The following is a 13585-nucleotide window of genomic DNA, read 5'->3' as shown; positions in this document are numbered from 1 at the left end:
AGGCGGTGTAAGTATGTCAGAAATTAAACAGAAAATTGCAGTGATTGGCGCTGGGAGCTGGGGAACGGCTCTTGCCATGGTTTTAGCCGACAATCAGCACCAAGTCCGTCTATGGGGCCATAACGAAGCGCAAATCACGGAAATTAATACACATCACACAAACTCAAAGTATTTGCCTAATATCGAATTACCTACAAATATTGTTGGATACCATTCACTTGAACATGCCGTGGAAGGTATTGAGACGCTGATCATGGCGATACCAACAAAGGCTATCAGAGACGTGCTGAAGGATATTGTTCCATTAGTAAGCCGACCTATGACTATTGTTCATGTATCCAAGGGTATCGAGCCTGATTCACTTTTGCGCATATCGGAAATGATTGAAGAAGAGGTTCCGGCATCGAAGCTTCAAGCAGTCGTTGTTTTATCAGGGCCAAGTCATGCTGAGGAAGTCAGTTTGCGTCAGCCGACGATCGTCACGGTTTCATCAAAAAACATGAAAGCTGCTGAGAAAATCCAGGATTTATTTATGAATCAAAACTTTCGTGTCTATACAAATCCAGACATCGTGGGAGTTGAAATTGGTGGTGCGCTGAAAAACATCATCGCTTTGGCCGCAGGTATCACGAATGGGTTAGGATATGGCGACAATGCAAAAGCAGCGTTAATCACACGAGGGCTTGCTGAAATATCTAGATTAGGGACCGCGATGGGAGCAAATCCATTAACATTTTCCGGAATCACTGGAATTGGTGATTTAATTGTTACTTGTACTAGTATTCATTCCAGAAATTGGCGTGCAGGTAATATGCTTGGCAAAGGAAATAACCTTGAAGAAGTACTGGCGAATATGGGCATGGTTGTAGAGGGTGTACGAACAACGAAAGCCGCCTATCAACTTGCTCAAAAGGTCGGAGTTGATATGCCGATTACGAATGCCTTATATGGTGTTTTGTTCAATGAACAGAACGTGAAGGATTCGGTCGATTCATTGATGACGCGAGTGAAAAGAAACGAAATTGAAGATTTGTTTAATGCTTGGGGAGAAAAACAAAAGCTGTAACATAATGTGAAACTTCAATCAGTGGGGACCCCCGCCCAAGCTTTTTTGATTCTTTTAAGCCTTTTAGGTTACTACTCGTTAATGAGGGATAAATATTTATCCTAAAATAGGCGATAGATGGTTCGAGTCTATGAACATCTGCATACAATGCTACGACAGTAAACTAGCAACATGCCTTGGTTTTAGGTGGATTTAGTCAAATGGCAGAAGGTAAAGGAATTCTTTATCTTCTGTCTTTTTTTATAATGGACTATGTTAACTAATAGTGTTAATAAAACAAATAGACCTAGAGCTAAAACGAGTCAAAAGTTACCATCGCTAAATAACATAACCCATTATTTATAACAATTTGAAGGTAAGCTTTGCCTGAGGACCTGATCCTTTTTCAAATATTTCTACAGGAATCGATAATTCCCTCCCATTACTGGAAATTCATATGATATAATGATTCGGAAAAAGGAGAGGATTTTAATGACACCAGCACTACAGAAAATGTGGATTTCGTTTGTTGCCATGGGATTTATGGCAATCTCCATTTTTTCGATTTATTTTAGCCGTTATAAATTAAAAGGAATTTGGCGTACATTAACCGCAATAATTGCATACATACTAATGATTTTGGCCGGTCTGATTATTTTTGTAGTAGTTGTCAGCGGGCCGACGAATTAAAGAGGGTACCGACATGAAATCGATAAAAAGGTTCTTAAGTATTTGCACAATTCCCCTCCTATTATCAGGTTGTTTATATCCAGTTGAAAAAAAAGTGGAGAATCAGACACCTTATAAAGAGCAAATTCAGTCTGTGCAAAGCGCAGTAGATCAATTTCAAAGTGACCAAGCGGTTTTGCCGATTTTAACGAAAGAGAATGATACGCCTATTTATCAGAAATACGTAATTGACTTTAGGAAAATAGCGCCAAGATATATGGCTGGAGCGCCAGGAAACTCCTACGAGGCAGGAGGCGTATTTCAATACGTACTAGTCGATGTTGAAGATGATCCAACTGTGAAATTGATCGACGTTCGTATGGCTCAACAAATTCAAGATTTGATGCTAAGGATAACTCTTTATCGTCAAAGTAATGGATACCCGCCATTCGGAGAGAGGATTTCGGACTATGTGTATGCGTTGAATTATGAGAAGTTAGGTATGAAGGAAGCGCCTACAGTGACAAGCCCATATAGTCAGAAACCGCTTCAAATTGTTATTGATACAAATGGTGAGCTGTTTGTCGATTATACGCCTGATTTATACGACGTCTTACAAACTGATGCAGAAAATTACAAGCCTGGAGAAGATATTCGTAATCTCCTAGTGGAAAATAGCGAGTTTGTCCCAGCATTTTCATTACCATACACGTATGATGCTAAATCAAAGGTTCCAATTTTCTTAACAAAATAGTCATAACCCTTCCCCTACAAAATATATTGTAGGGGAAGGGTTATTTTATTTTCCTCTATTATCCACAAACATAAATGCCTGCCCTTATAGAGTAAAAAAAACAGGTATATTCTTTTAGGACAACATCATACATTTATATTGTCCTAGAAATAAAAACGGATGAAGTTTATCCCAATGACTTCAATTCAGGAGGGGATACCTTGGAAAAGGTAAACATTTTTAAAGATATTGCTGAACGTACTGGCGGAGATATTTATTTAGGTGTCGTCGGTGCAGTAAGGACAGGAAAGTCTACATTTATTAAGAAGTTCATGGAGCTTGTGGTTATCCCGAATATCGGAACTGAATCAGATCGGGCACGGGCGCAGGATGAACTTCCTCAAAGCGCAGCGGGAAAAACGATTATGACGACAGAGCCGAAATTTGTTCCGAATCAAGCTGCTTCCATTCATGTTGCAGAAGGTCTTGATGTGAATATCCGGCTAGTTGATTGTGTCGGCTATACCGTACCAGGGGCAAAAGGGTATGAAGATGAAAATGGTCCCCGAATGATTCACACACCTTGGTACGAAGAACCGATACCGTTCCATGAAGCGGCTGAAATTGGTACGAGAAAAGTCATTCAGGACCATTCCACTCTAGGTGTGGTCGTTACAACCGATGGTTCCATTGGAGAAATTCCGCGCAGTGATTATGTTGAAGCAGAAGAACGAGTGATTGAAGAGTTGAAAGAAGTAGGCAAACCTTTTATCATGATCATAAATTCTGTACAGCCACATCATCCTGATACTGCGAATTTAAGGGAAAATCTACAAGAGAAATATGATATTCCTGTATTGACGATGAGTGTAGAAGGAATGAGAGAATCTGATGTACTAAGCGTTCTGCGTGAAGCGTTATATGAATTTCCGGTGCTTGAGGTAAATGTGAATCTACCTAGCTGGGTAATGGTTTTAAAAGAAAACCATTGGCTAAGAGAAAGTTATCAGGATGCCGTAAGAGAGACGGTCAAAGATATTAAAAGGCTCAGAGATGTGGATCGTGTCGTCGGTCACTTTAATGATTTCGAATTTATTGATCGCGCAAGTCTTGCTGGAATCGAAATGGGTCAGGGTGTAGCAGAAATTGATTTATACGCGCCTGACGCATTATATGATGATATTCTGAAAGAAATTGTAGGTGTTGAAATCCGCGGGAAAGATCATCTACTCGCGCTGATGCAAGATTTTGCTCATGCCAAAGCTGAATATGATCAAGTGTCTGATGCATTAAAAATGGTGAAGCAAACGGGGTACGGGGTGGCTGCACCATCATTACACGATATGAGCATAGATGAGCCAGAAATTATCCGTCAAGGGTCCCGATTCGGCGTACGCCTAAAGGCAGTAGCCCCATCAATCCATATGATAAAAGTGGATGTGGAATCCGAATTTGCGCCAATCATTGGCACAGAAAAGCAAAGTGAAGAACTGGTCCGCTATTTAATGCAGGATTTCGAGGACAACCCGATGTCAATCTGGAATTCGGAAATATTTGGTAGGAACTTAAGTTCAATTGTCCGAGAAGGAATACAAGCTAAACTCTCGCTAATGCCTGAGAATGCAAGGTATAAACTGAAGGAAACGTTAGAGCGAATCATCAATGAAGGCTCTGGAGGTCTCATTGCGATTATTTTATAAAATGGAAAAGGTCATTCCTAGAGAATGGCCTTTTTGGAATTTGAAAACGCCTGAATACGTTCGTTCACAGAAGTTGGCTCCAAGAAGCTCACTTCTTTAGAGGTGGGAGTAGTCAGTCAAGTTGTTCATTAGTTTGTACATCCATCTAACTCGTTTTGGATTATCTTATGAAGTAATGTAGGAAGATTGTACTTTTTACCCCTTGATAAATGACATATTCGTTTTTATACCTAATATTTGCATATTTATTGAGGATGGAGTAGAGTATGAAAAGTTAGTTCTAAAGCAGGCCTTACTCTTGCAACACATCCAGTGTTTATAATGTGTAAATAAGGGTAATGATGAATGGTATGAGGTCAAATTTATACTATATGCATTTTCTCATGAAAAGATTCCCATTATTTTATGAAATTCCTTGCTATCTGAATAGGAATTGTGATAATCTACATTAAGAAAACGCATTGTAAAGCCATTCTTGCAGGTTTAGGGACCTTTTCTAAAACGTTCCGGTGAGCTTGCAAATCCATCCGGAATTCCTTGAGGTATTTTTATGTGCGTGTTCAAAAAAGAGGATAAAAGAGCCGAGAAGTTCGAGGAGCGCATCTCGAGAGGACCAGAGCGTATAAAGTAATACGTGAGGGTCGGACACTTGCACAGGATGTGCTGACTTCTGTGTTGCGCACAGGACGTGCGCGATTTTAACAGAAGGTCATTCATGAGCTTTGAAGCAATTCGTAAGCTTTTTTACCGGACTTTTTGAACAACCTCTTTAAGAAGAAGATCGAAGCTGTGAATTTTTCAACTAGGTAACAAATCACTATTATAGTTTGTAATAATGATTTTTTATAAAGATCCTTTTGGGAGGAGGTGAATGGCATGAACAAAACGGAATTAATTAACGCAGTTGCTGAAACAGGTGAGCTTTCTAAGAAAGACGCTACGAAAGCTGTTGATGCTGTTTTTGATACAATCTTAGACGCTTTGAAAAGTGGAGATAAAGTACAACTAATCGGATTCGGTAATTTTGAAGTTCGTGAGCGAGCTGCTCGTAAAGGGCGCAACCCGCAAACCGGCGAAGAAATCGAAATCGCAGCAAGCAAAGTACCAGCTTTCAAACCTGGTAAAGCTCTTAAAGACGCTGTTAAGTAATTACATAACGGTATTTGAGCATAAGAAAAGAGGATGTCCCATAAGTAAAGGGTCAGACCCTGCAACTACTATACAGTTTAAAAGAAGTGTAACTAACACTATTAACTGTATGGTGAGTTCTGGATCAGGACCTTTCGGGACATCCTCTTTTGCCTATCTTTTTACGAATATGATACAATTGAGGAAGTTATGCTTGTCTTAAGCCAATCTTTTCATAAATGTTATAATTAAAAATAATGACTTACATAGATTGATTTTTACTACATCTGGGGAGGTAAAGAAATGACAAATGTGAACCACGCAAAAATTGAAGAAGCTGTACGGATGATTTTAGAAGCCGTTGGTGAAGATCCAGAGCGCGAAGGATTGTTGGATACACCGAAACGAGTGGCAAGAATGTACGAAGAGATATTTTCAGGGTTAAATCAGGATCCAAAAGAGTATTTCGAAACAGTGTTTGGAGAAGATCATGAAGAGCTTGTATTAGTGAAAGATATCCCATTTTATTCAGTATGTGAGCATCATCTTGTCCCCTTTTACGGTATGGCACATGTTGCATATATTCCGAGGAACGGAAAGGTGACGGGTTTAAGTAAACTAGCTCGAGCGGTTGAAGCCATTTCAAAACGTCCTCAGCTTCAAGAACGAATTACGTCTACGATTGCGACATCAATCATGGAGAAACTGGACCCTCACGGTGTAATGGTTATTTTGGAGGCGGAGCATATGTGTATGACGATGCGCGGTGTGAAGAAACCTGGGGCCAAAACAGTCACGTCTGCAGTAAGAGGTGTTTTTGCTGAAAATCACAGTACAAGAGCAGAAGTTTTATCGTTTATTAAAAATTGATAAGATTGGGGAGGGAATGGGATGGATGAGAAAACTTTTAAAGATTATCTTGTAATAAAAGCAATGGAAGATAGCGTTAATGTCATTGGATTAACGAGAGGGTCAGATACGAAATTTCACCATTCTGAAAAGCTCGATGCAGGAGAGGTTATGATTGCGCAGTTTACTGAGCATACTTCTGCGATAAAGATCAGAGGCAATGCTAAGATTTATACCCCATATGGCGAAATCGAGAGCGAATCGAAAAAAGGATAAACGAAACCAGTCTGTATACATATTTGAAAAGAAGTTTTAAATCAAATGCTGCTATTATATTATGAACAACCACTACAAGTATTGTTACAAAAATAAAGCATACAAGGATATTTCCTATTATTTTTATGTTATAATAATATGTGCTTCTAAACCGATTTAAAGAAGGTATAGAGCGTCAATATTATCTTACGGGATACAAGGGTGATCTCAATTGTTAAACATAGACGATCTTTTGATTGAACTGAAAGAATCAACCGAATCAAAAGCTTATCATCCATACTTACTTAAGTATCTTGATAAGCCCAATATAGATTTTGATAAAGTACTCTTGCTTTGGGGAATGTTTAATGAACTGGATATCCCAATACAAGAACGAAATACGTATATTTTGGCTACCTTACTTGTTCAGAGTGCTTTAGATACACATGAATTAGTAACGAATGCCCATGACAATGAGAAGAGCAAAAGTGGCCGTTTGCTCAAGGATCGACAATTAACTGTGCTTGCAGGTGACTATTATAGCGGTCTCTATTACCAGTTATTAGCTAATTCAAATAATATCGAATTGATTAGCGTTTTATCGAATGCAATTAAAGATATAAATGAACATAAAATCATGCTTTATCAAAAGACTATCATCAATGAAGTTGAAGTAATTAGGAGTACGCAAGTAATTGAATCTTCTTTAATTGGTAAAGTGGCCGATTATTTAAATATGCCCTTTTGGAAAGAAATATCAGGTGCGTTACTTTTGTTAAAAAGGCTTCATTCAGAAAAGTTGAGCTATCTAAAGAATGGCGAATCCATCGTAATTGCAGCCTTTGATTCAATAGACGCTCGAAACATCGATCGGCATACCTTTGATGAAGGGGAATCAAATCGGATACAAGTAGTCATTGATCAGCATATTTTACAAGCTCATAGGTCTGTAGAACATATAATCCTGAAGTTTGCTCCCCGAAATAAATGGGTCAACGAGAGAATTCATCACATTTTGGAAGTAACAGCTGCCCATACTAATACATTTGTGGAAGAAGGGTGAACATGGATCAATCTAAAGAACAAAAAGTTCACCATGTTTTTGAAAAAATTTATGGGAACTATGACAAGATGAACTCTGTTATTAGTTTTAAACAACATATTAAATGGCGTAAAGTGACGATGGATCATATGAATGTAAAACCAGGCTCTAAGGCACTGGATGTCTGTTGCGGCACCGCAGACTGGACCATAGCAATGGCAGAAAAGACGGGTAGCGAAGGGGAAGTAACAGGCCTCGATTTTAGCAAAAACATGTTAAAAATCGGTGAAGAAAAAGTAAAGAATGTAAAACAAATCACTCTTCTTCATGGGAATGCCATGGAACTACCTTTTGAAGACAATACCTTTGACTATGTCACAATCGGCTTTGGCCTTCGTAATGTTCCTGACTATATGCAAGTACTTAGAGAAATGTATCGTGTGTTGAAACCAGGTGGAATGGCGGTTTGTCTAGAAACATCACATCCGACAATGTTTGGATTCAAACAAGGTTTTAATTTATATTTTCGTTTTATTATGCCGATGTTTGGAAAAGTATTTGCAAAAAGCTTTAAAGAATATTCTTGGCTACAAGACTCGGCCCGTGATTTTCCAGGAATGAAGGAGCTTGAAAGAATGTTTAGTCAGGCTGGTTTCGCTAATGTAAGCTATAAAGCACATACTGGTGGAGTAGCTGCCACTCATTTCGGCTACAAGCTTGAACAATAGAAAGGGTTAGTGACTACAAAACTGGGTGGAATGTATGAAATTTAAAATGTTGTATTCTTTTTTGAATACGGATCTTCAATTAATTGAGAAAGAATTGGAAGCTGCTATCCAGGCAGATTCTCCTGTACTTAGACAAGCATCGCTGCACTTACTTCAATCCGGAGGGAAACGCATTCGCCCAGTCTTTGTATTATTGGCTTCTAAATTTGGCAACTATGATATTCATGTTATTAAACATGTAGCCGTAGCTCTTGAGCTTATTCATACAGCATCTCTTGTCCATGATGATGTGGTAGATGATGCTGATCTACGAAGAGGTGCAGCCACAATAAAATCAAAATGGGATAATCGTGTCGCTATGTATACAGGCGACTACATTTTTGCGCGTGCACTTGAAGTCATGTCTCACATAAACAATCCATCTGCCCATCAAATCCTTGCTAAGACAATGGTTGAATTGTGTTTAGGGGAAATTGAACAAATTAAAGATAAGTTCAATTTTGAACAAAATTGGCGGACTTATTTCAGACGAATTAAACGAAAGACAGCTTTATTAATCGCTTCAAGTTGTCAATTAGGTGCGATTGTTTCGGGCAGTGACAAAGAAGTGTGTCAGAAGCTTTATAAGTTCGGGTATTATGTTGGGATGTCTTATCAAATCACGGATGATATTCTAGATTTTACGAGCTCTGAAGAAGAATTAGGCAAGCCAGCAGGTGGAGATCTTCGGCAAGGGAATATTACTCTACCTGTACTAATTGCAAGGGAAGATCCAAAACTTAGAACATTAATTGAAACAGTCCATGAAACGATTTCAAATGAAGAAATGGATATCATTATCAAGGCGATAAAAGCTTCAGGGGCGATTGAAAAAGCTGCAGAGATTAGCAATCTTTATCTAAAAAAAGCGTTTGCGGAGCTTGAAGGACTGCCTTCCAACCAAGCGAGAAAAACTTTATCTCAAATTGCGAAAAATATCGGTAAACGTAAATTCTAATGATTACATAAAGCTGAGTCAAGATGATTCACATCGTGGATGATCTTGACTCAGCTCTAAACAAGAGTGAGTTGTGGGAAACTCCGTTCATCTGTTTATAACGCTCCCTGTATTTTTTAAAATGTATGCGCTTGCAAAAAAGATTGCTATATTTTTAGAAAAGTGGTAATATTTCGGTGAATAGGTCGAATAGACAAACAGATGATACTTACGGGAGTGGGAGAAATGGAACAAACATTTTTAATGGTCAAGCCAGATGGTGTTCAACGTAGTTTAATCGGCGAAATTGTCGGTCGCTTTGAAAGAAAAGGCTTTCAACTTGTCGGTGCTAAATTAATGGTAATCTCACAAGAACTTGCCGAACAGCATTATGCTGAACATAAAGAACGTCCTTTTTTTGGCGAGTTAGTAGATTTCATCACTTCAGGTCCTGTATTTGCAATGGTTTGGGAAGGTGAAAACGTAATTGCAGCAGCACGTCAAATGATGGGCAAGACAAACCCTAAAGACGCAGCAGTTGCCACAATTCGCGGCGATTTCGCTATGACGGTCGAAAAGAACATTATTCATGGTTCCGACTCACTTGCCAGCGCAGAGCGTGAAGTGGCATACTTCTTCAAAGAAGAAGAATTGGTTGCTAGCAAAAAACTAATCAATGAGTGGGTTTATTAATTCTTTGCAATATCCTGACTTAAAAAGCCTGGATGATGAGTGAATTTGCTCTTCATCCAGGCTTTTTGCTATTGATTTAATAAATTATATAGCCCCGCTTGAACGGAGAGTGATAAGTTAAGAATAAATAAGTGGAGGGAAGGAAAAAAGGATGAAAGTAACGCTTTAATTTTTCGGAATCAGGTTGAAAAGTACCACTCTCTTCCGATAAGAATAATAGATTGTATAAATAAAATATGCAAATAGTGCGGGGAGTCGTTAAAATGGTACAAGAGTATGAACAATTTACTTTGAAGATAAAAAAATTAACTGGCATAGATTTATCATTATATAAAGAAGCGCAAATGAAACGGCGTTTGACTTCCCTCTATGAAAAAAAAGGATATCGATCATTCGATGCTTATTTTCAAGCAATACAACAAGACACAAAGCAACGAGAAGAATTTCTTGATCGGATGACGATTAATGTGTCAGAATTTTTTCGAAATGCAAAGCGTTGGGAAGTGTTAGCAGAGAAAATTTTACCTCGGCTGCTTTTATCTAAACGAAAGTTGAAAATTTGGAGTGCTGCTTGTTCGACAGGGGAAGAACCGTATACGATTGCTATGGTGCTTGCATCCTTTCTTCCGTTGCAGCAGATAGAAGTACATGCGACGGATATTGATGAAAACGTTATTGCAAGAGCAAAGCTTGGTGTGTACCCGGAAAGGTCATTAAATGAAGTGCCGCTTGAGGTGAAAAAGAAATTTTTCATAAAAGAAGGAAACTTTTATCATATAGCGGATGAAATTAAGAGAACTGTTACATTTAAAAAACAAAATTTATTATCTGAAAGATTTGACTCAAACTATGATTTAATTGTTTGTCGAAACGTGTTAATTTATTTTACTGAAGAGGCTAAGCACCTCCTCTATACAAAATTCAGTCAAGCTTTAAAAAACGACGGTGTGTTTTTCGTTGGAAGTACCGAACAGATTTTCAACCCCAACCAATATGGCTTTGAGACGGAAGAAACTTTTTTTTATAAAAAACTTCCATGAGCGTCTACTCTAAAACTAAAACATTGAAAAGGTTCAGGATCTAAAAATAGGATCACTTTATGAAGGTGGCGGTGTGGAGCTAGATTTCCGGATACTTACTAAGGTCACATAAGTATACTGGTTAAGTAGATTAGCTAGATGATTAAGTCGCGAAGCCCGTCCCGATGTCCTTCACACAAAAATCTAAGTCTACAAAAGTGACAGCTAAGAGAGTTATTTAGCAGTAGCGGAATCTTCCGTTTTGTTAGATAATCTCTTTTTGTTTAGACGATACATTTCATATAATTATTTGATTTTTCCTGAAAAAAGATGGATGAATCGTTAATTTGGATAAAACAGTAGTGTTTTTCTTGAATTCAAATTCCCATTTTTCATAAAATTGTGGTATATTGTTACTTAAATCAAAATCCTTTAACGGTTTAAATGGGGGCAGAGAAAATGAGATATTTAACAGCAGGCGAATCGCATGGTCCACAGTTAACGACAATTATTGAAGGACTTCCAGCAGGAATGCCGATTACAGCCGAAGATATTAATAATGAGCTAGCGCGTCGACAAAAAGGGCATGGTCGCGGAAGAAGGATGCAAATTGAGAAAGATGAAGCATTTATCGCATCTGGAATCAGACATGGCTATACGCTTGGCTCTCCAGTGGCTCTTGTTGTTGAAAATAATGATTGGAAGCATTGGACAAAAATTATGGGTAGCGAACCCATCTCTGCTGAAGAAGCGGAAGAGGTCAAACGAAAAATCACAAGACCACGACCAGGACATGCAGATTTAAATGGTGGGATTAAATATGGTCACAGAGATTTACGAAATGTACTCGAGCGATCGTCAGCAAGGGAAACGACAGTCAGAGTGGCTGCGGGAGCAGTTGCCAAAAAACTCCTTTCTTTGCTAGGGATTGAAATTGCATCACATGTGATTGAAATTGGCGGAATCAAAGCAAATCCGACTCCGTATTCTTCGATTAAAGAATTACAGCAAATCTCGGAAGATTCCCCTGTTCGCTGTTTGGATAAAGAAGTGGAACAGAGCATGATGGATGCTATTGATCAAGCGAAGAAAAATGGCGATTCTATCGGTGGAGTTGTCGAAGTAATTGTCGAAGGAATGCCGGTGGGAGTTGGCAGCTACGTACATTACGATCGTAAATTGGATGCTAAACTAGCTGGAGCAATTGTAAGTATTAATGCGTTTAAAGGTGCAGAAATTGGAATTGGCTTTGAAGCAGCTCATTTATTTGGCAGCCAGGTTCATGACGAGATCGCATGGGATGCGGAACAAGGTTATTATAGAAAAACAAATCGTTTAGGCGGTTTTGAAGGTGGAATGACAACGGGCATGCCGATTGTTGTACGTGGTGTCATGAAACCAATTCCAACATTATATAAACCATTAAAAAGTGTTGACATTGATACGAAGGAAGAGTTTGCAGCAAGCGTGGAGCGTTCTGACAGCTGTGCAGTTCCAGCAGCAGCAGTAGTTGCAGAAGCAGCAATAGCATGGGAATTAGCATGTGCAATCGTTGAACAGTTCCCATCTGACCGATATAGTCAATTATCCGAATATATCGAGCAATACCGTCAAGAAGTAAAGGAGTTTTAAGCGATGGAGTCAATCGACATTAAAACACCTTCCAAAGAGTACCCTGTTTTTTTAGGAAATCATGTAATGGAGCAACTTCCGTTATTTTTAGAAAAAAATCATTCGGATATTACGAAAATATTGATTATTAGTGATGAAAAGGTAGCGAGCATTCATTTACGTACAGTGAAAGAATTGGCAGAAAAAACAGGAAAACAAGTATTGGAATATATAGTTCCAGAAGGGGAACATGCAAAGACATTTGATGTGTTTTATCAATGTCAAAGCTTTGCCCTTGCGAGTGGGTTAAACAGAAAATCGATGATTCTGGCTTTGGGTGGTGGAGCTGTCGGCGATGTTGCTGGATTCGTTGCAGCGACATTTATGAGAGGGATCCCATTTATTCAGCTGCCTACGACATTGCTTGCTCATGATAGTGCAGTGGGTGGGAAAGTTGCGATCAATCATCCAGAAGGAAAAAATATGATTGGCGCTTTTCATCAGCCGGAAGCGGTTTTCTATGAGTTATCTTTTTTACATACGTTACCGATAAAAGAACTACGATCAGGTTTCGCTGAGGTCATTAAACATGCGCTTATTCAAGATCCGGATTTTTATAAATGGCTTCTTACAGAAATTCAAGATTTACAAGCCATCACAGATGAACAATATCTTTACATGATCAAAAGAGGTATTGAAATTAAAGCTTCGATTGTCAAAGAAGATGAGAAGGAAAATGGAGTGCGTGCTTATTTGAATTTCGGGCATACATTAGGTCATGCTGTGGAAGGATTAATGGGCTACGGCAATTTCACGCATGGTGAAGCTGTTTTAATTGGCTGTGTGTACGCATTGAAACTAAGTCAATACAAAGAAGGGTTAAATTTTGATTTAGTGGAATTTATGGAGTGGGTGCAATCATTAGGATACTCTATCAATATTCCGAAGCAACTTGATCACACATCATTAATCCAGAAAATGAAAAAAGATAAAAAAACAATTTCCGATACGATTACATTTGTTTTGCTGAACGAGATAGGATCTCCAATATTAGCAGAAATCAATGATGAGATCATTCTGAATCAGTTAGAAGTGATATTCTAAAATTAATAAAAGAAATATAAAAGGCCGGAGAGT

At 38.5% G+C, this 13585-nt stretch carries 14 protein-coding genes; all 14 read left to right on the top strand.

Annotated elements, in window-relative coordinates; genetic code table 11:
- The first annotated feature begins 13 nt into the window (after positions 1-13).
- On the top strand, positions 14-1066 hold the full coding sequence (locus JNUCC23_RS13400; RefSeq protein WP_062178585.1) for an NAD(P)H-dependent glycerol-3-phosphate dehydrogenase: 1053 nt from the start codon (positions 14-16) through the stop codon (positions 1064-1066).
- A gap of 471 nt (positions 1067-1537) precedes the next feature.
- Complete coding sequence (locus JNUCC23_RS13395) at positions 1538-1735, top strand: DUF2768 domain-containing protein (protein ID WP_062178588.1); 198 nt, start codon at positions 1538-1540, stop codon at positions 1733-1735.
- A 13-nt stretch (positions 1736-1748) separates the two neighbouring features.
- Positions 1749-2468, top strand: a complete 720-nt coding sequence (locus JNUCC23_RS13390) for a hypothetical protein (protein WP_403070575.1) — start codon at positions 1749-1751, stop codon at positions 2466-2468.
- A 200-nt stretch (positions 2469-2668) separates the two neighbouring features.
- Positions 2669-4147 (top strand): stage IV sporulation protein A, encoded by a 1479-nt coding sequence (gene spoIVA, locus JNUCC23_RS13385; protein WP_062178592.1) that lies wholly within the window; start codon positions 2669-2671, stop codon positions 4145-4147.
- 876 nt (positions 4148-5023) lie between these two features.
- Positions 5024-5296 carry an HU family DNA-binding protein gene (locus JNUCC23_RS13380; RefSeq protein WP_028391560.1) on the top strand — a complete coding sequence of 91 codons (273 nt, stop codon included), beginning with the start codon at positions 5024-5026 and terminating at the stop codon, positions 5294-5296.
- 282 nt (positions 5297-5578) lie between these two features.
- On the top strand, positions 5579-6145 hold the full coding sequence (folE, locus tag JNUCC23_RS13375; RefSeq protein ID WP_062178595.1) for a GTP cyclohydrolase I FolE: 567 nt from the start codon (positions 5579-5581) through the stop codon (positions 6143-6145).
- Between the two features lie 21 nt (positions 6146-6166).
- Positions 6167-6400, top strand: a complete 234-nt coding sequence (gene mtrB, locus JNUCC23_RS13370) for a trp RNA-binding attenuation protein MtrB (RefSeq protein WP_062178598.1) — start codon at positions 6167-6169, stop codon at positions 6398-6400.
- 211 nt (positions 6401-6611) lie between these two features.
- Positions 6612-7442: a heptaprenyl diphosphate synthase component 1 gene (locus JNUCC23_RS13365; protein ID WP_454211886.1), complete on the top strand. Its 831-nt coding sequence runs from the start codon at positions 6612-6614 to the stop codon at positions 7440-7442.
- A 2-nt stretch (positions 7443-7444) separates the two neighbouring features.
- Entirely contained in the window at positions 7445-8149 is a 705-nt protein-coding gene (locus tag JNUCC23_RS13360) for a demethylmenaquinone methyltransferase (RefSeq protein WP_454211884.1), read from the top strand.
- 34 nt (positions 8150-8183) lie between these two features.
- Positions 8184-9146, top strand: coding sequence for a heptaprenyl diphosphate synthase component II (hepT, locus tag JNUCC23_RS13355; protein WP_062178607.1), 963 nt, complete (start codon positions 8184-8186; stop codon positions 9144-9146).
- A 225-nt stretch (positions 9147-9371) separates the two neighbouring features.
- Positions 9372-9818, top strand: a complete 447-nt coding sequence (ndk, locus tag JNUCC23_RS13350) for a nucleoside-diphosphate kinase (RefSeq protein WP_062178610.1) — start codon at positions 9372-9374, stop codon at positions 9816-9818.
- Between the two features lie 263 nt (positions 9819-10081).
- Positions 10082-10858, top strand: a complete 777-nt coding sequence (locus JNUCC23_RS13345) for a CheR family methyltransferase (RefSeq protein WP_403070588.1) — start codon at positions 10082-10084, stop codon at positions 10856-10858.
- Positions 10859-11296: 438 nt separating this feature from the next.
- Positions 11297-12469, top strand: coding sequence for a chorismate synthase (gene aroC / locus JNUCC23_RS13340; protein ID WP_062178615.1), 1173 nt, complete (start codon positions 11297-11299; stop codon positions 12467-12469).
- Between the two features lie 3 nt (positions 12470-12472).
- On the top strand, positions 12473-13552 hold the full coding sequence (gene aroB / locus JNUCC23_RS13335) for a 3-dehydroquinate synthase (protein ID WP_454211881.1): 1080 nt from the start codon (positions 12473-12475) through the stop codon (positions 13550-13552).
- Positions 13553-13585 lie beyond the last annotated feature (33 nt).

The organism is Peribacillus sp. JNUCC 23 (genome assembly GCF_053653995.1).
The sequence above is the reverse complement of the archived record's forward strand: the minus strand, read 5'-3'. Positions and strand labels throughout refer to the sequence as shown.

What these genes read in the sequence shown, in the direction of transcription:
- JNUCC23_RS13360 (WP_454211884.1), top strand. Translation starts at nt 7,445, where the DNA reads ATGGATCAATCTAAAGAACAAAAAGTTCACCATGTTTTTGAAAAAATT.
- aroB (WP_454211881.1), top strand. Translation starts at nt 12,473, where the DNA reads ATGGAGTCAATCGACATTAAAACACCTTCCAAAGAGTACCCTGTTTTT.
- aroC (WP_062178615.1), top strand. Translation starts at nt 11,297, where the DNA reads ATGAGATATTTAACAGCAGGCGAATCGCATGGTCCACAGTTAACGACA.
- mtrB (WP_062178598.1), top strand. Translation starts at nt 6,167, where the DNA reads ATGGATGAGAAAACTTTTAAAGATTATCTTGTAATAAAAGCAATGGAA.
- hepT (WP_062178607.1), top strand. Translation starts at nt 8,184, where the DNA reads ATGAAATTTAAAATGTTGTATTCTTTTTTGAATACGGATCTTCAATTA.
- ndk (WP_062178610.1), top strand. Translation starts at nt 9,372, where the DNA reads ATGGAACAAACATTTTTAATGGTCAAGCCAGATGGTGTTCAACGTAGT.
- folE (WP_062178595.1), top strand. Translation starts at nt 5,579, where the DNA reads ATGACAAATGTGAACCACGCAAAAATTGAAGAAGCTGTACGGATGATT.
- JNUCC23_RS13380 (WP_028391560.1), top strand. Translation starts at nt 5,024, where the DNA reads ATGAACAAAACGGAATTAATTAACGCAGTTGCTGAAACAGGTGAGCTT.
- JNUCC23_RS13345 (WP_403070588.1), top strand. Translation starts at nt 10,082, where the DNA reads ATGGTACAAGAGTATGAACAATTTACTTTGAAGATAAAAAAATTAACT.
- JNUCC23_RS13395 (WP_062178588.1), top strand. Translation starts at nt 1,538, where the DNA reads ATGACACCAGCACTACAGAAAATGTGGATTTCGTTTGTTGCCATGGGA.
- JNUCC23_RS13400 (WP_062178585.1), top strand. Translation starts at nt 14, where the DNA reads ATGTCAGAAATTAAACAGAAAATTGCAGTGATTGGCGCTGGGAGCTGG.
- JNUCC23_RS13390 (WP_403070575.1), top strand. Translation starts at nt 1,749, where the DNA reads ATGAAATCGATAAAAAGGTTCTTAAGTATTTGCACAATTCCCCTCCTA.